Source organism: Homoserinibacter gongjuensis (genome assembly GCF_030161875.1).
GTDB classification, from domain to species: Bacteria; Actinomycetota; Actinomycetes; order Actinomycetales; family Microbacteriaceae; genus Homoserinibacter; species Homoserinibacter gongjuensis.
In genome coordinates this window covers 2,300,600-2,326,643 of sequence record NZ_BSVA01000001.1, presented here as the reverse complement: position 1 = coordinate 2,326,643, position 26,044 = coordinate 2,300,600, and the positions used below count along the sequence as shown (strand labels likewise).

The window sequence follows — 26,044 nt, the reverse complement described above, 5'->3', positions numbered from 1 at the left end:
CCCTCGCCCCGGAGCGACGGTCAGGTGAGCAACTCGCGCACAACCCCCGGCAGCTCGGCGCACAACCCGAGCACTGTGAACGGCCCTCCCCGACTCGCCCGCTGGGCCGCGAGGCCGTGTAGCACCGCAGCGGTCGCGGCGAGCGGCGCGGCGCAGCCCGGGTCGGCTTCGAGCTCGAGCGCGTGGGTCGCCAGCAGGGCGCCCAGCACGCCCGCGAGCGCATCGCCCGTGCCCGCGGTCGCGGTCCACGCCGGGGCGCACGCCACCTCGAGCAGGCCGCCGCCGGCATCCGCGACGTAGCTCGTGCTGCCCTTCAGCAGCACGACCGCGCCGAAGCGCTCCGCCGCCTCGAGAGCGGATGCCCCAGGGTCGGCCGCGATCGCGTCGCGTTCCCGATGCAGCAGGCGGGCGAGCTCTCCCGCGTGCGGCACGAGAACGCGCGCGCCCGTCGCCTGCTCCACGAAACCGAGCGCGCCGGCATCGATGACGATCGGAACCGGATCGCCGAGCGCACGGTCGCGCGCCGCAGCCGCGACGTCGTCGATGGTCTCGGGATCCTGCCCTGAACCCACCACCCAGGCTTGCACGCGCCCTCGGCTGTCACGGCCTCGGGCCGCCGTTGCAGCACGAGGCGCGGGCGCCCCGCGCCGAGGTAGCGCACCATGCCGACGCCGGTGTGCAGCGCCGCCTCCACCCCCAGCACGGCGGCCCCGGGGTAGCGCGCCGAACCGGTCACGAAGCCGACCACCCCGCGTGAGTACTTGTCGTCGTCGGGGCCGGGCACCGCGATCCATGCGGCGGCGTCCTCGGGGCCGAAGCTGCGACCGGAGCGTGCGTCCATGTCGCCACGATAGTTTGGGCCGGTGGCCATCAGCATCCCGAACCGTGTCGTCGTCTTCGACTACGGGGAGGTGATCTCGAGGTCGCAGAGCGAGGAGGACAAGCTCGCACTCGTCGCGACCGCCGGGGTCTCCTCCGCGGAGTTCTGGCCCGTCTACTGGCGGCACCGCGACCTGCTCGACCACGGACGCCTGTCGATCATCGAGTATTGGCGACAGGTGGCCGCCGACCTCGGCGTCAGCTGGGACCTCGCCACCATCCAGCAGCTCTGGGTGATCGACTTCCGCGGATGGATCAGCGCGGAGCCCGCGACCGTGCGCATCCTCGAGGAACTGCACGATGGCGGCACCCGCATGGCCCTGCTCTCGAACGCGGGCTTCGACTTCGGCGACCCCTTCCGGTACGCACCGTTCGCCACCCTCTTCGAGCGCGTGTTCGTGAGCGCCGAGCTCGGCCTGCTGAAGCCCGATGCGGAGATCTATCGCTACATCGCGCGCGAGTTGAGCATCGAGCTGGCGAGCATGGTTTTCATCGACAACAAGGCGGTCAACGTCGACGGCGCGACCGCCCTCGGGGTGACCGGGCACGTCTTCACCGACGCCCCGCAGCTTCGCGAGTTCCTCGTCTCGCTCGGCCAGGAGTCCTGATGCCCGGCCTGTTCGACCCGATCACCCTGCGCACGACGGCCGCGGGCGGCACGAGCGTGCGCAACCGGCTGTGGGTCTCGCCGATGTGCCAGTACTCGTGTCTCGACCGCGACGGCATCCCGAACGAGTGGCACCTCGTGCACCTCGGCTCGCTCGCGCGCGGTGGCGCGGGCGTCGTGATGAGCGAGGCGACCGCCGTGACGCCCGAAGGCCGCATCTCGCCGCGCGATACCGGCATCTGGTCGGATGCGCACGAGGCCGCCTGGGCGCCGATCGCCGCGTTCGTGCGGAGTCAGGGCGCGCTGCCCGGCATGCAGCTCGCCCATGCGGGGCGCAAGGCGTCGACCTACGCGCCGTGGGGCGAAGATCGCAGCGGCTCGGTGCCGCCGGCAGACGGCGGCTGGCAGACCGTCGCGCCCTCGGCGCTCGCGTTCGACGGCTATGCCACGCCGCGCGCCCTCGACGCCTCGGAGCTGCCGGGTGTCGTGCACGCGTTCGCGGATGCGGCGACGCGCGCCGTGCGGGCCGGGTTCGGCCTGGTCGAGATCCACGCGGCACACGGCTACCTGCTCCACCAGTTCCTCTCCCCTCTCGAATCGGCGCGACGACGCCTACGGCGGTTCGCTCGAGAACCGCGCGCGGCTCCTGCTCGAGGTGGTGCGCGCGGTGCGCGACACCGTCGGCGACGAACTGCCCGTTCTCGTGCGCTTCTCCGCGACCGATTGGGCCGATGACGGCTGGGATGCCGAGCAGACCGCGAAAGTCGCCGGCTGGGCGCAGGCCGCCGGAGCCGACTTCTTCGACATCTCGAGCGGCGGCCTCGTGGGTGGCGTGCGCATCCCGCTCGGCCCCGGCTATCAGGTGCCTTTCGCGGAGCAGATCGGCGCCGACGCCGACGTGCCCGTTTCGGCGGTCGGCCTCATCACGACCCCGCAGCAGGCCGACGCCGTGATCCGCGACGGGCGAGCGGATGCGGTCATGCTCGGTCGCGAACTGCTGCGCGACCCGCACTTCCCGCTGCGCGCCGCCCGCGAGCTCGGCGTCGACCTCGACTACTGGCCTCCGCAGTACCTGCGCGCTCGCCCGCGCTGACCCCTGCCGCGCGGCTTCGATCCGTCGAGCGTAGGCGGGGTGATGGAGCGGTTGCGAGACGCTGGCATCGGGTCGGGCGGGCGTGCGCCGTCCAGGCGCACGCGGGCATGCGTCTCGCAACCGCTCCATCTCCCCGCAGGAGCGTCGCTATCGGCGACGCGTCGCGTCCTGCACCTCGCCGACGAGCTCTTCGATGATGTCCTCGAGGAACAGCACCCCGCGCGTGGCGCCGCTCTCGTCGAACACCCGTGCCACGTGGCTGCCGGCGCGGCGCAGCATCGCGAGCGCGTCTTCCAGCTCCATGCCGCGGTACAGCGAGATGAGCTGACGGATGCGCTTGGGCGGCACCGGGTCGTCGAACTCGTCGTCGCGCAGGTCGATGACGTCCTTCAGGTGCACGTATCCGCTCGGTTCGCCATCCTCGTCGACGAGCACGTACCGACTGAAGCCGTGCTGGGCGACGGCGCGCTCGACGTCGGCGGGAGCCGCATCCTCCGGGAGCGTGACGAGCGCATCCATGCCGAGCGCGACATCCGCCACTTTCTTGGTCGTGAACTCGAATGCGTTGCTGAGCGCACCGGTGGTGTCGGCGAGCACCCCCTCGCGCGTCGAGGTGCGCACGATGAGCTCGACCTCTTCGACCGTGAACGCGCTCGTCGCCTCGTTCTTGGGCTGCACCCGGAACAGCAGCAGCACGCCGTTCGCGGTGGCGTTGAGGGCCCGGATGATGGGGCGGAAGACGGTCGCGACGGCGACGAGCGGCGGGGCGAGCAGCAGCACCGACCGATCGGGCACGGAGAACGAGATGTTCTTCGGCACCATCTCGCCGAACACGACGTGCAGGAACGACACGATCACGAGGGTCACGATGAAGGCGACCGTGCCGATCACCTCCTCGGGCCAGCCGGTGAGGCCGAAGGGCACCGCGAGCAGGTGATGGATGGCCGGCTCGGAGACGTTGAGGATGAGCAGCGAGCACACGGTGATGCCCAACTGGCTCGTGGCGAGCATGAGGGTCGCGTGCTCCATCGCCCAGAGCGCGGTCTTCGCTGCGCGGGATCCGGCCTCCGCCTTCGGCTCGATCTGCGAACGACGGGCAGAGATCACGGCGAACTCCGCGCCCACGAAGAACGCGTTTCCGATCAGCAGCACGACGAGCCACACGAGGCCCCACCAGTCGGAGGCGCTCATCGCTCCTCCTCCGGCTCGACGGGGCGCGGCGTGAAGCGCACGCGGTCGACGCGCCGACCGTCCATGCGCTCGACGCGGAAGGTTCCCGCGTCGATCTCGACGGTGTCTCCGGCGACCGGGATGCGGCCGAGCTCGCTCATGAGGTAACCCGCGACGGTCTCGTAGGGCCCGTCGTCTGGCACCGTCACGCCGGCGCGTTCGAGCAGTTCATCGGGGCGCAGCGCTCCGGGGAAGGTGAGCCAGCCGCGGCTGCGCACCACGTCGGGGCGTGAGCGGTCGTGCTCGTCGGAGACCTCGCCGACGAGCTCCTCGACGAGGTCTTCGAGGGTCGCGACACCGGCGGTGCCCCCGTACTCGTCGACGACCACGGCGATCTGGAAGCTGCGGGCACGCAACTCCCCCAGCAGCACGTCGAGCTTCATGGTCTCGGGCACGCGCAGGGCGTCGGTCTGCAGTGCCGACACGGGAACGGATGCGCGTCGCTCGCGCGGTACCGCCACCGCCTGCTTGATGTGCACGATGCCGACGATGTCGTCCGGTCCCTCGTCGGTCACCGGGAAGCGCGAGTACCCCGTGCGTCGGGCGAGCTCGATGACGGTCTCGGCGGTGTCGCCGCGGTCGACCGCCGCGAGACGCGGACGCGGCGTCATGACGTCGGCCGCCGTGTGCTCCGAGAAGGCGAGGGTGCGCGCGAGCAGCGTCGCGGTGTCGCGGTCGAGCGCGCCCTCGCTCGCGGAGCGCCGCACGAGGCTCTTGAGCTCGTCGGCGGTGCGGGCCGAGCTCAGCTCCTCCTTCGGCTCGATGCCGACGCCGCGCAGCACGGCGTTCGCGGTGCCGTTCAGCAGCGCCACGAACGGCTTGAAGACCATGGTGAACACGATCTGGAAGGGGATGACGACCTTCGCGGTCTGTCGCGGTAGGGCGAGCGCGAAGTTCTTCGGCACGAGCTCGCCGATGATCATCGACAACAGGGTCGCCACCGCGACCGCGACGATCGAGGCGACGACGCGCGAGGTGGTGGCGTCGAGTCCCCACGCGTCGAACAGCGGCCGCAGCCATCCGCTGAACGCCGGTTCGAGGGTGAAGCCGGCGAGCAGTGTCGTGAGCGTGATGCCGAGCTGCGCCGCCGAGAGATGCGTCGAGGTGACCTTGAGCGCTCGGATCGTCGGGCCCAGCATCGTCTCGCCTCGCGACTGCCGAGCCTCGAGATCATGCCGGTCGAGGTTGACGAGCGCGAACTCGCTCGCAACGAACAACCCGGTGCCGACCGTGAGCAAGGCACCGGCGATGAACATCCACCATTCGGGGCTCATCGAAGGTCGCTTCCGGGCAGGGGGTCGCGCCGGGGTGGGGGCGTACCGGGTGGGCTGGCTCAGACGTCGAAGACGGAGGCTCGTCCATGATCGGGCCAGCCTACAGGCCGCCAAACGGCCGACGCTGGACGGATGCCGCAGGCGGCGCGGCCGCCGCATCCGCTCGATACCCCGTCGGGGTGAACCCCAGCACGCTGCGGAAGTCCCGGCTCAGGTGCGATTGGTCGGCGTAGCCGTGGCGCGCTGCGACCTCGGCGAGGGCGATGCTCGGGTCGGCGCGCAGCTGCTCGGCCGCCTCCTGCAGGCGCCGCCGCCGGATCATCGCCGCGGGGGTCACGCCGACGAAGCGTCGAGCGAGGCGCGTGACGGTGCGCTGCGAGACCTTCAGCCGGGCCGCGATGTCGGCGAGCTGCAGCACGGTCGGATCCCCGTCGATGACGCGCGCGAGCTCGTTGGCGAGCAGCGCGTCGGGCGAGGGCTCCCCTGCCCGCTCGACGATCCATGCACCGAGCATGCGGCAGGCGCGCGTGATCCGGTGCGGGTCGCGCGCATCCATGGCCTCGGTCACCGCTTCGACGAGCTCGGGCGCATCGAGGGGGCTCTCGGTATCGCGCAGCACGAGCGGGTCGCCCGCGATCGCGGGCACCGCGGCTGGTCGCAGCAGCGCGCCGACTCCCCATCCGTCGCCGCTCAGATCGCGATGCGAACGGCGCGTCGTCGGGCCGGAGACGACCACCTCGTCCGCCATCACGACGAGGTTGACCGCCGGGTAGCCGATGAGCTGCTGGCGTGACACCCGACCGGGCTCGATGCTCCACTCAGGCACCCAGAAGTGCACGACGAAGGCCGCTTCCGCTGGCTCGGGGGAACGCGGGTGAAGGTCGGGAGGCGTGCGGGATAGAGCACGCCGCGGCTGGGTGGCTGGGTCACACGTTCCTCTCTCCCGCGCGGATGCTTCTGGCCGGATTCTTCACGACGGCGCCGACATCGCATCCATAACGTGGGCCGCATGACCAACATGACTGGCGTCACGGGCGCCCACACGACCGACGGTATCCCGCACGGCTACACGACCATCACCCCGTTCATCGCGCTCACGGATGCGCGTGGCGCGATCGAGTTCTACCGCACGGTATTCGGTGCGCAGCTGGTGAGCTCCACCGAGATGGGCGGCGTCGTGAGCCACGCCGACCTCGACTTCGGCAACGGACACGTGCAGCTCGGCGAGGCATCTCCCGACTACCACCTCGTGCCGCCGCCCGCGGGCGACGACGACTGCTACTCGCTCGCCTTCTACTGCGCCGACACGGATGCCGTGGTCGCCGCCGCCGAGGCAGCGGGCGCGACGATCCGGGAGCCGGTTTCGACCTTCGTCTCGGGTGACCGCTTCGCGAGCCTCCGCGACCCCTACGGCGTGCGCTGGTCGATCATGACCCGCATCGAAGACCTCTCCCCGAGGAGAGCGACCGCCGCGTCGCCGAGTGGGCCGCGTCGTTCGCCGGCTGACCCCGCGTGGGGTTGCCAAACGCGGCAGCGCTTCGCCGGTGCGGCCGGGAGGGGTGCCAAACGCTGTAGCGCTTCGCAGAGCGCGCCCGTGATAACTGCCGCGCCGCGCAGAATACTGGCGCGCTACGCGCCATGCAGGCACCGGATGCGACCGCACCGCCCGCGGGACCGCATCCGTCCCTGCACAGAACCGTGCATCGCAAACTGTTCGCGAATCGGCGCACCTCGCCCCACGAGACGCTCTGCGCGGCAGACGCTACAGCGATGGACGACATCGACCTGCGACGAATCACTCGGGCGGAAGCGCTCGACCAAGGCCTCACCGATCGCCAACTGGCGCAATTGATCCGCACGGGTCAGCTTCATCGTGTGCGACCCGGCGAGTTCGCGTTGCCGGCGGAGTGGAATGCGGTCGAGCGCCACCGACAGCACCGTGAACTCGTGCTGCGCACGGCGGAGCGTGTGACCGCTCCCCAGGTGTACTCGCACCACGCCGCCGCGGCGCTCTGGAACATGCGCATCCGCCGCGATTGGCCTCGCCGGGTCGATGTGCTGGTAGAGCGCGCACACGGCGGCCGGTCGAGCGGTCGCCTTCGCCGCCGCGCGCTCGGGTTCGACGGCCGCGAGATCGTCGAACTCGACGGCCTCCTGGTGACCTCACCCGCGCAGACGGTGATCGACCTGGCGCGAGAGCTGTCGTTCGTCGACGGCGTGGTCATCGCGGACTCCGCGCTGGGCACCGCCTTCGGACGCGCGGCACTCACGACCCACTCGGAACTCATCGCACGGCTCTCGGATGCGAGAACCCGCCGTGGCACGGATCGCGCACGCGCCGTGATCGCAGAGGCCGACGGCAGGGCGGAGTCACCGCCCGAGACCGAGTCGCGGATCGCCGCAGTGATGCTGGGATTCCCCGCCCTGAGCCGCAACGCGAGTTCGCGACCCGCGTCGGCATCCGCCGTGTGGACCTCTGGTGGGCAGAGCTGGGCCACGCGGGGGAATGCGATGGTCGAGCGAAGTACCGGGACCCGAACTATCTCAAGGGTCGTGACCCCGTCGATGTCTTCCGGAGAGAGAAGGAACGCGATCGGGCCCTTCTCGCGTTGCCCGACGTTCGCGGGATCACGCATTGGGACCCCGCTGACCTGCACCCTCTCGGGCGGTTCTACGACATCCTGCGGGGCGCGGGCCTGCCCACGAACATGCCGCGGCCCACGGCGGCAACCCTCGATCACACCCAGAGCCTGCTGTTCCGCACAGCCGCAGCGCGGCTCGCGCGCTAGTTTTCGACGGGCCGCGCCAGCGATATCGGGCGCCCACCCTCAACCGCTACAGCGTTTGGCACCCCCGAACCGCCACGGGGAGACCGGGAGCCGCTCAGCCGGAGATGGGAACCCGCTCACCAGGACACCGGGAGCGCCTTGCCCTCCTCGTATCCGGCGGCCGACTGGAAGCCGACGACGGCCCGCTCGTGGAACTCGGCGAGCGATGCCGCGCCCGCGTAGGTGAACGAGCTGCGCACGCCCGAGGTGATCATGTCGAGCAGGTCCTCGACCGAGGGGCGGTTGGGGTCGAGGTAGATCTTCGAGCTGGAGATGCCCTCCGCGAACAACTCCTTGCGTGCGAGCTCGTACGGGTCGAGCCGCCCGAAGCGCTCCTGCACGGCCTTCGTCGACGCCATGCCCCAGCTCTCCTTGAAGAGCCGGCCCGCGGCATCCGTCTGCAGCATCCCCGGCGCCTCGATCGTGCCCGCGAACCACGAGCCGATCATCACGGCCGAGGCACCCGCCGCAAGCGCGAGGGCCACGTCGCGCGGGTATCGCACGCCGCCGTCCGCCCAAACGTGCGCGCCGAGCTCGCGCGCCGCCTCCGCCGTCTCGAGCACCGCCGAGAACTGGGGGCGCCCGACCGCCGTCATCATGCGGGTCGTGCACATCGCCCCAGGCCCGACACCGACCTTGATGATCGACGCGCCCGCCTCCACGAGGTCCCGCACGCCGTCGGAGGTCACCACGTTGCCCGCCGCGATCGGGATGCCGAGCCCCAGCCCGGCGACCGTGCGGAGCGCCGCCAGCATGCCCTCCTGGTGCCCGTGCGCCGTGTCGACCACGAGCACGTCCACGCCGGCGTCGGCGAGCGCCCGGGCCTTGGCCGCCACGTCGCCGTTGATGCCCACGGCGGCCGCGACCCGCAGCCGCCCGGATGCGTCGAGCGCCGGCGCGTAGATCGTAGAACGCAGGGCACTGCGTCGGGTCACCGATCCGACCAGGCGGCCGTGGTGGCGCACGAGCGCGACGTCGACATCCGCATCCACGAGCAGGTCGAACGCGGCGCGTGCACCGTCGAGGTCGTCGGCGTCGAGGAGGTCACCCCGCCGTGCACGAGGTCGCCGAGTCGCGCATCGGGCAGGGCGGTCGCGAGCCGGGCCGCGGGCACGCATCCGGCCTCCCCGTCGTCGGCGTCACGCAGCACCACGACATCCGCCGCGATCGCCGGCACCACCCGCAGCGCGTCAGCGACCGTCGCATCCGCCGACAGCTCGATGGGGGCATCCCAGCGCACCGGCTGCTCCTTCACCCAGCGGATCGCGGCGTCGAGTTCCTGGAGCGGCAGGTCCTGCGGCAGCACCCCGAGGCCACCACGGCGGGCGAGCGTCGCCGAGAGCCGTGGGCCGGTCACCGAGTTCATGTTGGCCGACACGATCGGGATGGTGGCACCGGTTCCGTCGGTCGTCGCGAGGTCGACCGAGAGGCGGCTGGCGACCCCCGAACGGCTGGGAACGAGGAACACATCCGAATAGGTGAGATCGTGGGCCGGCACCTGTCCCGTGAAGCGCATGACACCACGGTAGACGCCTCCGCTCCACCCGGGCCGGGTTCCCCGTTCCGTCTCCCTGAGAGGTTCCCCGAACACCTCGCGGATGTCCGCGCCGCGCCGCCGGTCGCGTTAGGCTTGTCGATGGTGTGACCAGCGGGGATCACCCGGATCCCTGGGCACCGGCGAGTAGTGAGAGTAGGCGGTCGGCTGTGTCCAACCCCGTCACCGGAGTGACGCCTGAAGACAACGCTTCAGGAGAGTTCGGAGCCAACGAGTGGCTCGTCGACGAGATGTACGAGCGGTACCTCGTCGACAAGGAGTCGGTCGACAAGAGCTGGTGGCCGATCCTCGAGTCGTATCGCCCGGTCGACGACCCCACCCCTACCTCCGCGATCCCTGTCGTGGGTGAGCCGGATGCTGCTGCCGCATCCGCGGACGGCGCGCCTGCCCCCGCGGACGCCTCCGCCCCTGCGCCCGCCCCGGCCGAGACGCCCGCCTCCGCGCCGGCCGCCACCCCCGCTCCCGCCGACGCCGTCGCGCCCAAGTCGCAGGAGGGTGGCGAAGCCCAGATCCCCGAGGCCGTCACCGAGCCTGCTCCCGCCACGCCTCCGGCCGCCGCGCCGGCGGCCGAGAGCGCACCGCCGACCACTCCCATCGCGCGCACCACCTCCGCTCCCGCCAAGCCGCAGCCGATCCCGGCGCAGGCGCCGACCACCGCGTCGATCCCCGTCGCGGCCGAGTCGGAGCCGCGGGAGACCGTCACCGTGCTCAAGGGCATGGCGAAGACGCTCGCCACCAACATGGATCAGAGCACGTCGATGCCGACCGCCACGAGCGTGCGCACCATCCCGGCGAAGCTCATGATCGACAACCGCATCGTGATCAACAACCACCTGCGTCGCGCACGCGGCGGCAAGGTGTCGTTCACGCACCTCATCGCGTGGGCCATGGTGCAGACGCTCAAGGAGTTCCCGAGCCAGGCGGTCTTCTACCGCGAGACCGAAGACGGCAAGCCGAGCGTCGTCGCTCCCGCGCACATCAACCTGGGCATCGCGATCGATCTGCCCAAGCCCGACGGCTCGCGCTCGCTGCTCGTGCCCGGCATCAAGCGCGCCGACACCATGAACTTCGCCGAGTTCCTCGCCGCCTATGAGGACGTCGTGGCACGAGCCCGCGCGAACAAGCTCACGGCCGCCGACTTCCAGGGCGTCACCATCTCGCTCACCAACCCGGGCGGCATCGGCACCGAGCACTCTGTGCCGCGCCTCATGCGCGGCCAGGGCTGCATCATCGGCGCGGGCGCCCTCGAGTACCCGGCAGCGTTCCAGGGCGCGAGCCCGAAGACCCTCGTCGAGATGGGCATCGGCAAGACGATCACCCTCACGAGCACCTACGACCACCGCGTCATCCAGGGCGCCGGCTCGGGTGAGTTCCTCAAGAAGATCCACGAGCTGCTCATCGGCGAGCGCGACTTCTACAGCGAGATCTTCGCGGCGCTGCGCATCCCCTACGAGCCCATCCACTGGGCCGAGGACATCAACGTCGACCTCTCCGAGCGCATCTCCAAGACCAGTCGCGTTCAGGAGCTCATCAACTCCTTCCGGGTGCGCGGCCACCTCATGGCCGACATCGACCCGCTCGAGTACCGCCAGCGTTCCCACCCCGACCTCGACATCGCGAGCCACGGTCTCACCTTCTGGGACCTCGACCGCGAGTTCGTGACCGGTGGCTTCGGCAGCAAGCGCACGATGCTGCTGCGCGACATCCTCGGTGTGCTGCGCGACTCGTACTGCCGCACGGTGGGCGTCGAGTACATGCACATTCAGGACCCCGCCCAGCGCGCATGGTTCCAGGAGCGGCTCGAGAAGCCCTACGTCAAGCCCACCCACGACGAGCAGCTGCGCGTGCTCGCCAAGCTCAACGAGGCCGAAGCCTTCGAGACCTTCCTGCAGACCAAGTACGTCGGCCAGAAGCGCTTCAGCCTCGAGGGCGGCGAGTCCACGATCGCCCTGCTCGATGAGATCCTGCAGGGCGCCGCCGAGGCGGGCCTCGACGAGGTCGCGATCGGCATGGCGCACCGCGGTCGGCTCAACGTGCTCACCAACATCGCCGGCAAGACCTACGGTCAGGTCTTCCGCGAGTTCGAGGGCACGCAAGACCTCAAGTCGGTGCAGGGCTCGGGCGACGTCAAGTACCACCTCGGCACCGAGGGCACCTTCACCGCGATGAGCGGCAAGGAGGTCCCGGTCTACCTCGCCGCGAACCCCTCGCACCTCGAGGCCGTCAACGGCGTGCTCGAGGGCATCGTGCGCGCCAAGCAGGACCGCAAGGGCGACGGCCAGTACGGCACCCTGCCGATCCTCGTGCACGGCGACGCCTCGATGGCGGGCCAGGGCGTGGTCGTGGAGGCGCTGCAGATGTCGCAACTGCGCGCCTACAAGACCGGCGGCACCATCCACGTCGTCATCAACAACCAGGTGGGCTTCACCACGACGCCCCAGGACGCGCGCAGTTCGGTTTACAACACGGATGTCGCCAAGACGATCCAGGCGCCCGTCTTCCACGTGAACGGCGACGACCCCGAGGCCGTGGTGCGCGTGGCAGAGCACGCCTTCGCGTACCGCCAGCAGTTCAAGCGGGATGTCGTGGTCGACATCGTCTGCTACCGCCGTCGCGGGCACAACGAGGGCGACGACCCGTCGATGACGCAGCCGCTCATGTACAACCTCATCGAGGCGAAGCGCAGCGTGCGCACGCTCTACACCGAGGCTCTCGTCGGTCGCGGCGATATCACCGAGGAGGAGTTCGAGCAGTCGCAACGCGACTTCCAGGAACGCCTCGAGCGCGCCTTCGCCGAGACGCACGCGGCGCAGACCGGGTCGATCCCGGTCGTGGCGCACGACCAGAAGCCCGTCTCCGACCTCGAGCGTCCCGGCTCCCAGCAGAACGAGGATGTCGCCACGGGCGAGCCCGCCTCCACCGCTGTCGACCAGGGTGTGGTCGAGCTCATCGGCGACGCGCACAACAACCCGCCCGCCGGCTTCTCGGTGCACCCGAAGCTGCAGCAGCTGCTCAAGAAGCGCTTCGACATGAGCCGCAACGGCTCGATCGACTGGGGCTTCGGGGAGCTCATCGCGCTCGGCTCGCTCCTGCTCGAGGGCACGCCGGTGCGGCTCGTGGGCCAGGACGCCCGTCGCGGCACCTTCGTCTCGCGCCACGCGGTCTACCACGACCGGGAGAACGGCCAGGAGTGGCTGCCGCTCGGCAACCTGTCCGAGAACCAGGCGCGCCTCGCGATCTACGACTCGCTGCTGTCGGAGTACGCCGCCCTCGCCTTCGAGTACGGCTACTCGGTGGAGCGTCCGGATGCCCTGGTGCTCTGGGAGGCCCAGTTCGGCGACTTCGCGAACGGCGCCCAGACGGTGATCGACGAGTTCATCTCGAGCGCCGAGCAGAAGTGGGGTCAGCGCTCGAGCGTGGTCATGCTGCTCCCCCACGGCTACGAGGGGCAGGGCCCCGACCACTCCTCGGCGCGCATCGAGCGCTACCTGCAGCTCGCGGCGGAGAACAACATGACGATCGCGCGTCCGTCGACCCCCGCGTCGTACTTCCATCTGCTGCGTCGTCAGGCGTACGCGCGTCCACGTCGCCCGCTCATCGTCTTCACTCCGAAGTCGATGCTGCGTCTGCGCGGTGCGACGAGCGACGTGCCCGACTTCACGCAGGGACGCTTCGAGCCCGTCATCGACGACGCCCGCATCCAGGATCCGTCGACCGTGAAGCGCGTGCTGCTGCACTCGGGCAAGATCCACTACGACCTGCTGAACGAGGTCGAGAAGCGCGCGGATGCGGGAGCCTTCGCGCTCGTGCGGCTCGAGCAGTACTACCCGCTGCCGACCGACCAGCTGCTGCCCGTGCTGGAGCGCTACCCGGAGGCCGAGATCATGTGGGTGCAGGAGGAGCCGGAGAACCAGGGCGCCTGGCCGTTCCTGGCGATCGAGCTCGCGCCTCAGCTGGGCGAGCGCGCGCTGCGCGTCTCGTCGCGGCCCGCCTCGGCGTCGCCGGCGACGGGCTCGTCGAAGCGCAGCGCCGCGGAGCAGACGGCGCTCATCGCGAACGCGCTGTCGCTCTAGGCGAAAGAGCATCGAGGGGTGTCGACCGCGTGGTCGGCGCCCCTCGTGCTGTGCGGCGGTTTCGAGACGCGTCGATCCGCGCCGCTCCTCAACCACCTGAGTCGCGCGAACCGTCGAGCGCAGCGGCGGTGCGGGTTCGGTTTCCGGACGCTGGCATCGGGACTGGCGGGAGCGCATCGCCGCCAGGCGATACGCGGGGGCATGCGGCCGGAAACCGAATCCGCGCCGCCGCGAAAGCGTCGAGAAAGCGGCCTCAGCTGTCGAGTGCCGCCAGGATCGACGCGCGGAGCTCGTCGGGGCCTTCTCCTGGCAGGCGCGCTGCACCTTCTGGATGAGCGTCAGCCCCACGAGGTGCTCGGTGGAGCAGTCCTCGCAGTTGTCGAGGTGCTCCTGGATGTCCTGCAGGTCGGTCTCGGAGAGCTCGCGGTGCAGGAACTCCTCGAGCTCTGCCTTGGCCTTGTCGCAACCGCAATCGGTCATTTCGTGCTCCTGGTGGAGGTGTCCGCGACGGTGTACCCACGCTCGCGGGCGTATTCGGCGAGGCGCTCGCGCAGCAGGCGGCGTCCGCGGTGGAGTCGGCTCATCACCGTGCCGACGGGGGTCTTCATGATGTCCGCGATCTCCTGGTAGGCGAAACCTTCGACATCCGCGAGGTACACGGCGAGTCGGAAGTCTTCGGGGATCGACTGCAGTGCCTCTTTGACGTCGCTGTCGGGGAGGTGGTCGATCGCCTCGGCTTCGGCGGATCGGGTCGTGCGCCCCTGGGTGAGGGACTCGGCCGAGCCCAGCTGCCAGTCCTCGAGCTCGTCGAGGGTGCCCTGGTAGGGGCTGCGCTGGTTCTTGCGGTAGCTGTTGATGTAGGTGTTGGTGAGGATGCGGTAGAGCCACGCCTTGAGGTTGGTGCCCTGCTCGAAGCCGCCGAACGCGCCGAACGCCTTCGTGTACGTCTCCTGCACGAGGTCCCCGGCATCCGCGGGGTTGCGTGTCATGCGCATGGCCGCTGCGTACAGCTGGTCCATGAACGGGATCGCCTGCTCGGCGAAGAGCCTCCGCAGCTCGTCGGGGCCGGGCTCGGGGCGCGCGGTGTCTGCCATCGGCGTCGAGTCTATGCCGCGTGTCATGACACGGCCTGACCGCGTCGGTGCTTCCAGCACGAGCATGCCCGCTCCTCCCCGCCCGGTAAAGGGCACTACTGTGGACAACCGATGGGTGTCTTCGGTTATTCCGGTCGCGATGAGCTGCTCCCCGAGCGACCTGGTGGGTCGTCCGACCCGGGAGAGCTGTTCGACGTGACGCTCGCGACGGGCACCGACGGCCCGTGGCCGGCTCCGCTCGCGGAGGGTCCGCTCGCCGCACGGTTGTCGCTGCCCGGCTCGAAGAGCCTCACCAACCGCGAGCTCGTGCTCGCGGCGCTCGCCGACGGCCCGTCGACGATCCGACGCCCGCTGCATTCCCGCGACACCACTCTCATGATCGAGGGCCTCCGCTCCCTCGGGGTCGGCATCGAACGCGTGCCGGGTGACGGCTCGTTCGGACCCGATCTGCGGGTCACCCCCGGTGAACTGCTCGGCGGCTCGATCGACGGAGGGCTCGCGGGAACCGTCATGCGCTTCCTGCCGATCGTGGCGGCGCTCGCACTCGGCCCCTCGAGCATCGACGGCGACCCGTACGCCCGCAAGCGTCCGATGCGCACGACGATCGACGCCCTGCGCGGGCTCGGCGTCGAGGTGAGCGACGACGGGCGCGGCACGATGCCGTTCACCGTGCACGGCACGGGCGAGGTGCGCGGCGGCGAGCTCGCGATCGACGCGTCCGCCTCCAGCCAGTTCGTGTCGGGCCTGCTGCTGGCCGCCCCGCGTTTCGTGGAGGGCCTCACCCTGCGCCACACCGGGGAGCACCTGCCGAGCATGCCCCACATCCGCATGACGATCGCGTGCCTTCAGGCGCGCGGCGTGACGGTGGAGGAGCCCGAGCGGGGGTCTGGGTCGTGGCGCCGCAGACCATTCGCGCCGACGACGTGACGATCGAACCCGACCTCTCGAACGCGGGACCGTTCCTGGCGGCGGCCCTGCTCGCGGGGGGCACCGTGACGATCGAGGGCTGGCCCGACTCCACGACGCAGGTCGGCGCGGAGTTCCTCACGCTCCTGCCGCGATTGGGCGCGACGGTGACGCGCGACGGCGACAGCGTGACGATCGACGGCGGTCACGGCGTGCGCGGCGGCATGGCCTTGCGTTCGGCCGACGTCGACCTCTCGACCGGAGGCGAGCTCACGCCGACCATCGCGACGCTGCTCGCCTTCGCCGATGGACCCAGCACGATCACCGGAATCGGCCACCTGCGCGGCCACGAGACCGACCGTCTCACCGCTCTCGCGACCGAACTGAACCGCCTCGGCGGCGAGGTGATCGAGCATCCCGACTCGCTCGAGATCCATCCACGGCCGCTGCACGGCGGCGCATGGGAGGCCTACGCGGATCACCGGATGGCGACATCCGGTGCGCTCGCGGGTGTCGCCGTGTCGGGGGTCACCGTCGACGACATCGGCACCACGGCGAAGACCCTGCCCGAGTTCCCCGAACTGTGGCGCGCGATGTTCGCCCGCGACGCGACGCCGACGCATTGGGAGTCGCTGCCGCTGTGAGCGCCGGGGCTGCCGCGTGAGCTGGCTCAGCGGCGACGATGACGACCCCGAGGGCTTCGACGCCTGGGACGAATCGGATGTGCGCGTACGCCCGAACCCCAAGGGCAACCGGCCGCGCAGCAAGATCCGGCCGACGCATGACGACTCGGTCACGGCGCGCGTGCTCTCCGTGGATCGCGGGCGCTATACAGTGCTCATCGACGCCGACACCCCGACCGAGCACACGGCGACCGCAACGCGCGCCCGAGAGCTGCGCGATCAGGCGATCGTCACGGGCGACCGTGTCGACGTCGTGGGAGACGTGTCGGGTGAAGCAGGCACCCTCGCCCGGATCGTGCGCATCCAACCCCGTACGACCCTGCTGCGCCGCAGCGCCGACGACACCGACGCCGACGAACGCATCATCGTGGCCAACGCGGACCAGCTGCTCATCGTGGTGGCCGCCGCGAACCCCGAGCCGCGACCGCGACTCGTCGACCGCTACCTCGTGGCGGCGTACGATGCGGGAATCCATCCGATCATGGTGATCACCAAGACCGACCTGGCCGATCCCGAACCGTTCCTGGCGAACTTCGCGGGGCTCGAGATCCCGGTGGTCCGCAGCGCGCAAGACCACTGGCCGGTCGACGAGCTCGCGCCCATGCTCGCCGGTCACACGACCGTCGCGGTCGGGCACTCGGGGGTCGGCAAGTCGACGCTCGTCAATGCGCTCGTGCCGGGCACGGAGCGCGCCACCGGCGTCGTGAACGCGGTGACGGGCCGGGGCGGCATACGTCATCCTCGACTGTCTCGCTGCGGGTGCCGACGGGCGGGTGGATCATCGACACGCCCGGCGTGCGGTCGTTCGGCCTGGGACACGTGAACCCCGACAACATCCTGCGCGGATTCCCGGATCTCGCGGCCGTCGCCGAGACCTGCCCGCGCGGCTGCACCCACCTCGCCGATGCGCCCGACTGCGCGCTCGACGAGGCCGTCGAGCGCGGTGAGGTCGACCCGGCGCGCGTGGACTCGCTGCGGCGGCTGCTGGGCAGTCTGCGCGGCTGATTTCGAGACGCGGCTGCGCCGCTCCTCAATCAGCGGTGTACTCAGCTGGTTGAGGAGCGCATCGCGCAGCGATACGCGTCTCGAAACCAGCGTCGCTAGGCTCGAAGCGTGAGCGACTCCCCCGCAGACCCCACCCTCGCCGATGACCTCGCGGTCGCCTTAACGCTCGCCGCCGAGGCGGACCTCATCGCGATGGACCGCTACCGCTCGCAGGATCTGGGCATCCAACTCAAGGCCGACAAGTCGATCGTCACGGATGCCGACACGCGCGTCGAGCGCATGATCCGGGCGCACCTCGAGAAGGCGCGGCCCCACGACGCGGTGCTCGGCGAGGAGTTCGGGAGCGCAGGCGAGTCGCGTCGACAGTGGATCATCGACCCGATCGACGGCACGAGCAATTTCGCGCGCGGCGTGCCCATCTGGGGCGCGCTCATCGCCTTGGCGATCGACGGCGTGCCGGCCGTCGGCGTCGTCAGCGCCCCGGCTCTCGGGCGACGGTGGTGGGCCTCGACCGGTCGCGGCGCCTGGGTACAGCACGACGGCGGTGATGCGCGCCCGTTGCGCGTGAGCGCCGTCGCAGCGCTCGAGGACGCGACCCTCAGCTACAACAACCTGCAGACCTGGGACCAGTACGGCTACCTCGATCGGCTGATCGGACTCTCGCGCGCGGTCGGCCGCACCCGCGCCTTCGGCGATCTGTGGGCGTACATGCTGCTGGCCGAGGGCGCGATCGACATCGCCGGCGAGTTCGACGTGAAGCCGTGGGATGTCGCGGCGCTCGTTCCGATCATCACCGAGGCCGGCGGTCGGGTGACGACCGCGACCGGCACCGAGCGGCTCGACGAACTCAGCGTGATCGCCACCAACGGCGTCTTGCACGACGAGGTGCTGGAGCGATTGCGCGGCTAAGCCTTCACATCGTGAAGTGAATGCACCCCGTTTTCTGTGCGCGTCGTCCCCCGTTCTTCCCTTGATCTACCTGGCCGTTACCGAATAGTTACCGAAAACGCGCCGCGCCGGGTATCTTCAACTCTTGAATTCAGTGCACAATCGCACTGCCACCGTTCACAGCCGAACCGTGGTACTTCGAGGAAGTTCCCCCTCACACCAATGAGAAAGGGAGTGACGTGAAGAAGTCATCGCTGATTTCGCTCGCTGCACTCGCCGGCGCTTCCGCGCTGGTTCTTGCCGGATGTTCCACGGCCGACAACGGCGGAGGCAACAACGACGGGGGCACCGCCTCCACGCGTGCCTGCGTCATCCTGCCCGACACGGAGTCGTCGGACCGCTGGGAGAACGGCGACCGCCCCGCGCTCGAGAAGGCGTTCAAGGACGCCGGCTTCGAGGCTGACATCCAGAACGCTCAGGGCAGCACCGACAAGATGGCCACGATCGCCGACCAGCAGTTCTCCAAGGGCTGCGGCGTCATGCTCGTCGTCGACTACCAGGGTGCAGGCTCGGCAGTCGTCGAGCAGGCCAAGTCGGAGGGCGTGCCCGTCATCGCCTACGACCGCCCGATCGCCGGCGCTGACTACTACGTGTCGTTCGACAACGTGAAGGTCGGCGAGCTCGAGGGCCAGTCGGTCGTCGACGGCCTCGCGGCCGCCGGCAAGGACCCGGCGACCGCTGTCGTCGTGTACATGGGCGGCGACCCGTCTGACGGCAACGCCGCGATGTTCCACGACGGCGCCGTGTCGGTCATGGAGGCTGCGGGCATCAAGCCGGCCGCCGAGCCCACGGGTGTCTGGGACACCGAGAAGTCGGCCACCAACTTCGAGCAGGCGCTGACCTCGCTCGGCGGCAAGGTCGACGCGGTCTGGTCTGCCAACGACGCGAACGCCGCCGGTGTCATCTCGATCCTCGACAAGAACGGCCTCACCGTTCCGGTCTCGGGTCAGGATGCCTCGGTTGCCGGCCTGCAGAACGTGCTCCTCGGCAAGCAGACCGCCACGGTCTACAAGCCGTTCCAGCTCGAGGCCAAGGCCGCATCCGACCTCGCCATCAAGCTGCTGAACGGTGAGAAGCCGACCGCCGACAAGACGCTCGACGACGGCACCCCGTACATCGCCGTCACCCCGGTCCTCGTGGGACCGGAGGAGGTGCAGAAGGTGATCGACGACGGCAACGCCAGCGCGTCGGAGCTCTGCACCGGTGACGTCGCTGCCGCGTGCGAGCAGTACGGCATCAAGTAACACCTGCGAGGAGGGGCCCCGCGCCGGGATCGCATCCACGGCGCGGGGCCCCTTCCCACGACGAACCCACGAAGTGGGAACATGACACACACGGGACGGCGTCGTCCCAGAAAGGAGGGGGCCCGATGGATGCGCCCCTCATCGAACTCTCCGGAATCGTGAAGAGCTTCGGCCCCGTCAGCGTGCTGAAGGGCGTCAACCTCAAGGCGTACGCCGGCAAGGTCACCGCGCTCGTCGGCGACAACGGTGCCGGCAAGTCGACCCTCATCAAGGGACTCGCCGGCGTGCAGCCGTACGACGGTGGCGAGGTGCGCTTCGAGGGCAAGGTCGTGCACCTGCACTCGCCGCGCGACGCCTCGCATCTCGGCATCGAGGTCGTGTACCAGGACCTCGCCCTGTGCGACAACCTCGACATCGTGCAGAACATGTTCCTCGGCCGCGAGGAGGTGCGCGGCGTCACCTTCGACGAAGGCCAGATGGAGCGCGAGGCGAGCGAGACGCTGCGTTCGCTCTCGGTGCGCACGGTGAAGTCGGTGCGCCAGAAGGTCTCCTCCTCTCGGGTGGTCAGCGCCAGACCGTCGCGATCGCGCGTTCGGTGCTCAAGAAGGCCAAGCTCGTGGTGCTCGACGAGCCCACCGCCGCGCTCGGTGTCGCCCAGACCGAGCAGGTGCTCAACCTCGTGCGCCGACTCGCCGACCAGGGCGTCGCCGTGATCATAATCAGCCACAACCTGCAGGACGTCTTCAAGGTGGCCGACTACATCAACGTGCTGTACCTCGGCACGATGGTCGCCTCGATCCCGACGAGCGAGACCACGAGCGACGACGTCGTGGGCTACATCACCGGCAGCAAGACCTACGACGGAGTCAACGCATGACCGCCACCCCCACTCCCCCACGCACCGACACCACGAACCTTCCCGCCGAGGGCGGTTTCATCGGCAGCGGCCAGGAAGGCGGCGTGCTCGACCAGGTGCGCGCGTACTTCCAGCGCGTGCGCCACGGCGACATGGGCGCTCTGCCCGCCATCGGCGGTCTCGTCGTGCTCGTGATCCTGTTCGCGGTGCTGAGCGAGACGATGCTCGGCCACCAGTACTTCCTCACGGAGCGCAACTTCGCCAACCTCATGACGCAGGCGGCGTCGCTCGTGACGCTCGCGATGGCGCTGACCCTCACCATCCTGCTCGGCGAGATCGACCTGTCGGCGGGTGTGACCTCCGGCGTGGCCCTCTCGGCCTTCGTCGTGCTCACCAAGGCCGACGGCATCAACATGAACTGGATCCTGGCGCTCATCATCGCGCTCGCGGTCGGCATGCTGATCGGAACCTTCATCGGATTCTTCGTGGCGCGGGTCGGCATCCCCTCGTTCGTGGTCACGCTGGGTCTCTTCATCGGGCTTCAGGGCGTCACGCTGATCCTGCTCGGCGCTGGCGGCGTGTTCCGCATCCAGATCCCCGAGTTCCTCGCCATTCAGAACGCGAACCTGCCGATCTGGGCGGGCTGGGTGATGCTCGTGGTCATGCTCGCCATCTCGTTCGGGATGTCGATGTGGGACCGCTATCGCCGCACCCGCGCGGGCGTGCCGAACCGCACGATCGCGCTCGTCTGGGCGAAGCTCGGCGTCATCGCGGTCGTCGGCGGGTTCGTCGTGGGCGTTCTGAGCGTCAACCGTTCCTCGAGCATCAAGGTGATCGAGGGCGTGCCGATCGTGCTGCCGATCGTGCTCGCAATCCTCTGGATCGGCACCTTCGTGCTCGACCGCACGCGGTTCGGCCGCTACATCTACGCGATCGGTGGCAACGCCGAGGCGGCGCGCCGCGCGGGCGTCAAGGTCATCAGCATCCGCTGGGTCGCCTTCATCGTGGGCTCCACCCTCGCGGTGGTCTCGGGTGTCTTCAGCGCGAGCAAGGTCGGCTCGGTCAACGCCGGGTTCGGAACCGACATCGTGCTGAGCGGTGTCGCCGCGGCGGTCGTCGGCGGCGTGAGCCTCTTCGGGGTCGCGGCCGGCTCATGCACGCCGCAATCGGTGCCCTCGTGATCGCGGTCATCGCGAACGGCCTCGGCCTGCTGAATCTGCCCGCCGGAGTGAACTACATCGTCACGGGCGGCGTGCTCGTGCTCGCTGCAACGGTCGATGCCGTCTCGCGGGTGCGGGCCGGAGGCTCCGTCATCCGCACCTAGCCCCATCTCAGGTCAAACGCTGCAGCGGTTGCCGCGGCGCGCCAGTCATCTCGGGCGCGCACGGGCAACCGCTGCAGCGTTTGTGCGATCAGAGGTGGCGCTCGTCGACACCCACGTACTCGGAGAGCGGACGGATGAGCGCGTTGGCCGCCGCCTGCTCGCGGATGTGGGCAGTCCACCCGGTCACTCGGCTCGCGACGAAGAGCGGCGTGAAGAGCGCCGTGTCGAATCCGATGAGGTGATACGCGGGACCGGACGGGTAGTCGAGGTTCGGCTTGATGCCCTTGCGCTCGTCCATGGCCGTCTCGAGCGCCGTGTAGAGCTCCCCGAGGTCGGGGCGGTCGTACTCGGCGAGCAGCGTGTCGAGCGCGGCCTTCATGGTCGGCACCCGGGAGTCGCCGTTCTTGTAGACGCGGTGCCCGAAGCCCATGATCTTGCGCTTCTCGGCGAGCGCGGCATCCAGCCACCCCTCGGCCCGATCCGCGAAGATGATCTCGTCGAACATGTGCATGACGGCCTCGTTCGCGCCCCCGTGCAGCGGGCCCTTGAGCGCACCGATCGCGGCCGTCACGGCGGAGTACAGGTCGGACATCGTCGAGGTGACCACGCGCGCCGTGAACGTCGACGCGTTGAAGGAGTGCTCCGCGTACAGGATCATCGAGACGTCGAACGCGGTGACGATCACCAGATCCGGCACCTCGCCGAACGTCATGTGCAGGAAGTTGGCCGAGTAGCCGAGGTCGTCGCGCGGTTCCACGAGCTCCTCGTCGCGCAGGCGGCGCTGCGTGTAGGCCACGATCGCCGGCAGCTGCGCCCACAGCCTCTTGGCCTGATCGAGCTGGGTGTCGGTGTCCGCGTCGGCCACCGTGGGGTCGGCGGCACCGTAGGCGGAGACGGCGGTGCGCACGACATCCATCGGATGCGCGTCGAGCGGCAGCAGGTCGATCGCATCCTTGGCGACACTCGAGAGTGCGCGGTGCTCGCGCTCGAAGCTCTGCAGCTCCTCGAGCTGGACGGGCGTCGGCAGCTCGCCGTGCCAGAGCAGGTAGGCGACCTCCTCGAACGTGCAGTTCGCCGCGAGCTCTTGCACCGGGTACCCCCGGTAGAGCAGGGAGTTGGTCTCGGGGTTGACCTTGGAGATCGCGGTGACGTCGACGACGACACCCGCGAGTCCCTTCTTGATGTCGCTCTCGCTCATGTCAGCTCCTGTTGTTCCGCAGGTCGAAGGTGTAGACGTCGGCGTCGAACTCCGAGTAGCCCTCGTAGTCGACCAGTTCGTACAGCCTCGCACGGCTCTGCATCTCGGGCACGCGACTCGTGAGGCTCCCCTCGGCCAGGATCGTGTCGAGGCCGCGTTCGACAGCCCCCATCGCGAGCCGCAGCAGCGACACCGGGAAGATGACGATGTTGACGCCGACATCCGCGAGCTGCTGCGTCGTGAAGAGCTCGCTCTTGCCGAACTCGGTCATGTTCGCCAGGATCGGCACGTCGACGGCCGCACGGATAGCCTCGAACTCGGCGAGGTCGGCCATCGCCTCCGGGAAGATCGCATCGGCGCCGGCATCCACGAGCTTCTTCGCACGATCCTTCGCGGCGTCGAGCCCTCGACGCCGCGGATGTCGGTGCGCGCCATGATGAGGAATTCGGGGTCGCGGCGCGCCTCGACGGCGGCCCGGATGCGCTTGAGCGCGGTGGCCTCGTCGACGACCGCCTTGCCGTCGAGGTGTCCGCACCGCTTGGGGTTCACCTGGTCTTCGAGGTGGAGCCCCGAAACACCGGCGTCTTCGAGCACCTGCACGGTGCGCGCGACGTTCATCGGCTCCCCGAAGCCCGTGTCGGCATCGATGAGGGTCGGCAGCTCGGTCATCCGCGCGATCTGCCCTCCGCGCTGCGCCACCTCGGTGAGGGTCGTGAGGCCGATGTCGGGCAGCCCGAGCTCGGCCGAGAGCACCGCCCCCGAGATGTACACGCCCTCGAAGCCCTTCTCCTCGATGAGCTTCGCCGAGAGCGGGGTGAAGGCGCCCGGCATGCGAACGAGTTCACCGGATGCGAGGCGTGCCCGCAGCGCCTGGCGCTTGGCGGATGCGGTCGATTGCGCGTGGAGCATCAGAACAGTCCTTCCGGTGCGACCGGCAACCCGGTCGCGACGATGTTGAGCTCGCCGACCTCGGCAGAGGTCAGTTCGGGCAGCCGCTCGGCGAGAGCGAGGAAACGCCCGATCTCGGCGTCCGCGAGCACGCCGGAGGCGAGGGTGCGGAACTTCCCGACGTAGTCGGCGCGCACGAACGGCCGAGCGCCCAGCGGGTGGGCGTCGGCCACGGCGATCTCGTCGACGATGCGCGAGCCGTCGGCGAGTTCGATCTCGACGCGCCCCCGAATGCCTTCTCGTCGGGGTTCTCGGAGTGGTAGCGCCTGGTCCACTCCGGATCCTCCGCGGTCGTGACCTTGTGCCAGAGGGCGACCGTGTCGGGCCGCGCGGCACGCTCGGGGGCGTACGAGCCGACGTGATCCCACGCACCGTCCTGCAGGGCGACCGTGAAGATGTACGGGATCGAGTGGTCGAGCGTCTCGCGGCTCGCCGTCGGGTCGTACTTCTGCGGGTCGCCCGAACCCGAGCCGATCACGTAGTGCGTGTGGTGGCTGGTGTGCAGCACGATCGCGCGCACGGCATCCGGGTTGCGCAGCTCGGGGTGCTCGGTGCCGAGCTTCCGGGCGAGGTCGATCCAGGCCTGCGCCTGGTACTCGGCGGAGTGCTCCTTCGTGTAGCTGTCGAGGATGGCGCGCTTGGGTTCCCCGCCTCGGGTAGCGGTACCTTGTAGCGGCCGTCAGGGCCGTCGAGCAGCCACGCGATGACGCCGTCCTCGCCCTCCCAGATCGGCGCCGGCGAGGTCTGGCCACGCATCGCCCGGTCGATCGCCTCCACCGCCATCTTGCCGGCGAAGGCCGGGGCGTGCGCCTTCCAGGTGGAGATCTGGCCCTTGCGTGACTGGCGCGTCGCGGTGGTCGTGTGCAGGGCCTGGCCGATCGCCTGGTAGATGACCTCGGGGGCGAGGCCGAGCAGCGTGCCGATGCCCGCGGCGGCCGACGGGCCGAGATGGGCGACGTGGTCGATCTTGTGCTTGTGCAGGCTGATGGCGCGCACGAGGTCCATCTGGATCTCGTAGCCCGTGGCGATTCCGCGCACGAGAGCCGCCCCGTCGGCCCCGGCGTGCTGGGCCACGGCGAGGATCGGCGGGATGTTGTCGCCCGGATGCGAGTACTCCGCCGCGAGGAAGGTGTCGTGGTAGTCGAGCTCACGCACGGCGACGCCGTTGGCCCAGGCGGCCCATTCGGGCTGATACGCGCCATCGACGCCGAAGACGCGGGAGCCCGCGTGACCGGGGCGGGCATCCGCCTGGGGGCGCGCGAGCGCCTGACCGCGGGCCGCGACGACCGGACCGCGGGCGAGCGAGGCGACGGCGACGGCGGCGTTGTCGATCACCCGGTTCACGATCATCTCGGCGACCTCGGGCTCGACGGCGACCGGATCGGCAGCCACCTGTGCGATCTTCCAGGCGAGCTCGTCTTCGCGCGCGAGGTTCTCGTCGCTGCGGTAGGTGCGGACGGGGTGGAGCTTCACGGGCTCTCCTTCGGTCGGGCCGCATCGAGATGCGGGGTGGATCGGATGTGGCGCAGGCTGGCGCGCAAGTGCACGTAGGTCGCGGTGCGGGCGAGTTCGGCCTCGCCGTCGCGGATGGCCTCGGCGATCGTGCGATGCTCGGAGGCCGCGCGAACGAGGCGGGCGGGGTCGTCGTAGGCGAGGCGCCGGATGCGTTGCAGGTGCGTGCGCACTCCGCGCAGGGCCGCCACGAGGTAGGCGTTGTCGAGGCTCGCGTCGATCGCGTCGTCGAAACGCGCGACGAGGGCGTAGTAGGCGTCGAGATCGCCCTGCTCGACGAGGTCGGCGGCGCCGTCGAACCGCTCGGCGAGCTCGGCGAACACGGTCGGCTCACGGCGCTCGGCCGCGAGCGCGGCGGCCGCGGTCTCGAGAGCCTCGCGCAGCTCGAAGAGGCCGCGCACCGCATCCGGGGAGACCGCCGCCACGACCAGACCGCGGCCGGTCTGCGTCTCGACGAGACCGTCGGCGGCGAGGCGGGAGAGCGCTTCGCGCAGGGGTGTGCGGGAGATGCCCAGACGGGTCGCCTGCTCGACCTCGCCCAGCACGGTGCCGGGCGCGAGCCGCCACTGCAGGATCTCGCGCCGCAGGGTCTCGTATGCGCGATCACTCGCGCGTCCCGTCGCCATCGTCACTCTCTCAATGTATACAATGAAACCCGGTTACGCGACGGATCGCATCGAAAAGGCCCCGCTTGTATACAAGCGGGGCCTTTCGTCTGTCTGCTCGGGCGATTCTCACGCCGCCCCATGTCGAAAATGCAGGAGCGCTTGCGCGGCACCCCGGCATC

The 26,044-nt window shown here is 69.8% G+C and carries 16 protein-coding genes and 10 pseudogenes; 14 read left to right on the top strand and 12 right to left on the bottom strand.

Translation table 11 applies throughout. The features are described 5' to 3' along the window. Nucleotides 1–20: 20 nt before the first annotated feature. Entirely contained in the window at nt 21–587 is a 567-nt protein-coding gene (locus QQK29_RS12545; protein WP_284300736.1) for an ADP-dependent NAD(P)H-hydrate dehydratase, read from the bottom strand. 276 nt (nt 588–863) lie between these two features. On the opposite strand from QQK29_RS12545, the gene QQK29_RS12540 reads away from it, so the two are divergent. Further along, a complete protein-coding gene (locus QQK29_RS12540) occupies nt 864–1,487 on the top strand; it encodes an HAD-IA family hydrolase (protein ID WP_284300734.1) in 624 nt (207 codons plus the stop codon). Further along, nucleotides 1,487–2,579: pseudogene (locus tag QQK29_RS12535) on the top strand (NADH:flavin oxidoreductase/NADH oxidase). The gene QQK29_RS12540 and the pseudogene QQK29_RS12535 overlap by 1 nt, the downstream one beginning before the upstream one ends. Before the next feature lie 147 nt (nt 2,580–2,726). On the opposite strand, the gene QQK29_RS12530 reads toward QQK29_RS12535, so the two are convergent. The 3 genes from QQK29_RS12530 to QQK29_RS12520 form a co-directional block, all read right to left on the bottom strand. Continuing rightward, complete coding sequence (locus tag QQK29_RS12530) at nt 2,727–3,770, bottom strand: hemolysin family protein (protein WP_284300732.1); 1,044 nt, start codon at nt 3,768–3,770, stop codon at nt 2,727–2,729. Further along, the gene (locus QQK29_RS12525) at nt 3,767–5,083 is read right to left on the bottom strand and encodes a hemolysin family protein (RefSeq protein ID WP_284300730.1); all 1,317 of its coding nucleotides are present in this window, start codon (nt 5,081–5,083) and stop codon (nt 3,767–3,769) included. The genes QQK29_RS12530 and QQK29_RS12525 overlap by 4 nt, the downstream gene beginning before the upstream one ends. Before the next feature lie 100 nt (nt 5,084–5,183). Further along, the gene (locus QQK29_RS12520) at nt 5,184–5,909 is read right to left on the bottom strand and encodes a helix-turn-helix domain-containing protein (protein ID WP_348533925.1); all 726 of its coding nucleotides are present in this window, start codon (nt 5,907–5,909) and stop codon (nt 5,184–5,186) included. A gap of 183 nt (nt 5,910–6,092) precedes the next feature. Here QQK29_RS12520 and QQK29_RS12515 point away from each other — a divergent pair. Continuing rightward, nucleotides 6,093–6,589 (top strand): annotated as a pseudogene (locus QQK29_RS12515) (VOC family protein). A 123-nt stretch (nt 6,590–6,712) separates the two neighbouring features. Here the strand turns inward: QQK29_RS12515 and QQK29_RS12510 are convergent. Then, entirely contained in the window at nt 6,713–7,159 is a 447-nt protein-coding gene (locus tag QQK29_RS12510; protein ID WP_284300728.1) for a hypothetical protein, read from the bottom strand. A gap of 533 nt (nt 7,160–7,692) precedes the next feature. Here QQK29_RS12510 and QQK29_RS12505 point away from each other — a divergent pair. Beyond that, nucleotides 7,693–7,872 carry a hypothetical protein gene (locus QQK29_RS12505; protein WP_284300727.1) on the top strand — a complete coding sequence of 60 codons (180 nt, stop codon included), beginning with the start codon at nt 7,693–7,695 and terminating at the stop codon, nt 7,870–7,872. Nucleotides 7,873–7,988: 116 nt separating this feature from the next. On the opposite strand, the pseudogene guaB1 reads toward QQK29_RS12505, so the two are convergent. After that, a pseudogene (guaB1, locus tag QQK29_RS12500) lies at nt 7,989–9,427 on the bottom strand (GMP reductase). Nucleotides 9,428–9,615: 188 nt separating this feature from the next. Between guaB1 and QQK29_RS12495 the strand changes: the two are divergent. After that, complete coding sequence (locus QQK29_RS12495; RefSeq protein ID WP_284300725.1) at nt 9,616–13,539, top strand: multifunctional oxoglutarate decarboxylase/oxoglutarate dehydrogenase thiamine pyrophosphate-binding subunit/dihydrolipoyllysine-residue succinyltransferase subunit; 3,924 nt, start codon at nt 9,616–9,618, stop codon at nt 13,537–13,539. 411 nt (nt 13,540–13,950) lie between these two features. Here QQK29_RS12495 and QQK29_RS18750 read toward each other — a convergent pair. Together QQK29_RS18750 and QQK29_RS12485 are read right to left on the bottom strand one after the other, a co-directional pair. Then, nucleotides 13,951–14,019, bottom strand: a pseudogene (locus tag QQK29_RS18750) (alpha-ketoglutarate decarboxylase); the annotation flags it as partial. Next, on the bottom strand, nt 14,016–14,633 hold the full coding sequence (locus QQK29_RS12485; RefSeq protein ID WP_284300723.1) for a sigma-70 family RNA polymerase sigma factor: 618 nt from the start codon (nt 14,631–14,633) through the stop codon (nt 14,016–14,018). The gene QQK29_RS12485 and the pseudogene QQK29_RS18750, both read right to left, overlap by 4 nt. Before the next feature lie 111 nt (nt 14,634–14,744). Here QQK29_RS12485 and aroA point away from each other — a divergent pair. The 9 genes and pseudogenes from aroA (at nt 14,745) to QQK29_RS12440 (ending at nt 21,599) form a co-directional block, all read left to right on the top strand. Next, a pseudogene (aroA, locus tag QQK29_RS12480) lies at nt 14,745–16,183 on the top strand (3-phosphoshikimate 1-carboxyvinyltransferase). A 16-nt stretch (nt 16,184–16,199) separates the two neighbouring features. Then, nucleotides 16,200–17,227 (top strand): annotated as a pseudogene (gene rsgA / locus QQK29_RS12475) (ribosome small subunit-dependent GTPase A). A 108-nt stretch (nt 17,228–17,335) separates the two neighbouring features. Beyond that, nucleotides 17,336–18,136 carry an inositol monophosphatase family protein gene (locus QQK29_RS12470; protein WP_284300721.1) on the top strand — a complete coding sequence of 267 codons (801 nt, stop codon included), beginning with the start codon at nt 17,336–17,338 and terminating at the stop codon, nt 18,134–18,136. Nucleotides 18,137–18,354: 218 nt separating this feature from the next. Further along, nucleotides 18,355–19,419 (top strand): sugar ABC transporter substrate-binding protein, encoded by a 1,065-nt coding sequence (locus QQK29_RS12465; RefSeq protein WP_284300720.1) that lies wholly within the window; start codon nt 18,355–18,357, stop codon nt 19,417–19,419. A gap of 125 nt (nt 19,420–19,544) precedes the next feature. Continuing rightward, a pseudogene (locus QQK29_RS12460) lies at nt 19,545–19,898 on the top strand (ATP-binding cassette domain-containing protein); the annotation flags it as partial. After that, nucleotides 19,817–20,017, top strand: a pseudogene (locus QQK29_RS12455) (hypothetical protein); the annotation flags it as partial. The pseudogenes QQK29_RS12460 and QQK29_RS12455, both read left to right, overlap by 82 nt. A gap of 111 nt (nt 20,018–20,128) precedes the next feature. After that, entirely contained in the window at nt 20,129–20,296 is a 168-nt protein-coding gene (locus tag QQK29_RS12450; RefSeq protein ID WP_284302073.1) for a hypothetical protein, read from the top strand. After that, nucleotides 20,293–21,456, top strand: a complete 1,164-nt coding sequence (locus QQK29_RS12445; RefSeq protein ID WP_284300718.1) for a sugar ABC transporter permease — start codon at nt 20,293–20,295, stop codon at nt 21,454–21,456. The genes QQK29_RS12450 and QQK29_RS12445 overlap by 4 nt, the downstream gene beginning before the upstream one ends. Continuing rightward, complete coding sequence (locus QQK29_RS12440; protein ID WP_284300716.1) at nt 21,453–21,599, top strand: hypothetical protein; 147 nt, start codon at nt 21,453–21,455, stop codon at nt 21,597–21,599. The genes QQK29_RS12445 and QQK29_RS12440 overlap by 4 nt, the downstream gene beginning before the upstream one ends. 88 nt (nt 21,600–21,687) lie before the next feature. Here QQK29_RS12440 and QQK29_RS12435 read toward each other — a convergent pair whose 3' ends face one another. The 4 genes and pseudogenes from QQK29_RS12435 to QQK29_RS12420 form a co-directional block, all read right to left on the bottom strand. Continuing rightward, a complete protein-coding gene (locus QQK29_RS12435; protein WP_284300713.1) occupies nt 21,688–22,797 on the bottom strand; it encodes a bifunctional 2-methylcitrate synthase/citrate synthase in 1,110 nt (369 codons plus the stop codon). A 1-nt stretch (nt 22,798) separates the two neighbouring features. Continuing rightward, nucleotides 22,799–23,706 (bottom strand): annotated as a pseudogene (prpB, locus tag QQK29_RS12430) (methylisocitrate lyase). Further along, a pseudogene (locus QQK29_RS12425) lies at nt 23,706–25,218 on the bottom strand (MmgE/PrpD family protein). Before QQK29_RS12425 ends, prpB begins: the two co-directional pseudogenes overlap by 1 nt. Continuing rightward, the gene (locus QQK29_RS12420; protein ID WP_284301970.1) at nt 25,215–25,883 is read right to left on the bottom strand and encodes a GntR family transcriptional regulator; all 669 of its coding nucleotides are present in this window, start codon (nt 25,881–25,883) and stop codon (nt 25,215–25,217) included. The pseudogene QQK29_RS12425 and the gene QQK29_RS12420 overlap by 4 nt, the downstream one beginning before the upstream one ends. Between the last annotated feature and the right edge of the window lie 161 nt (nt 25,884–26,044).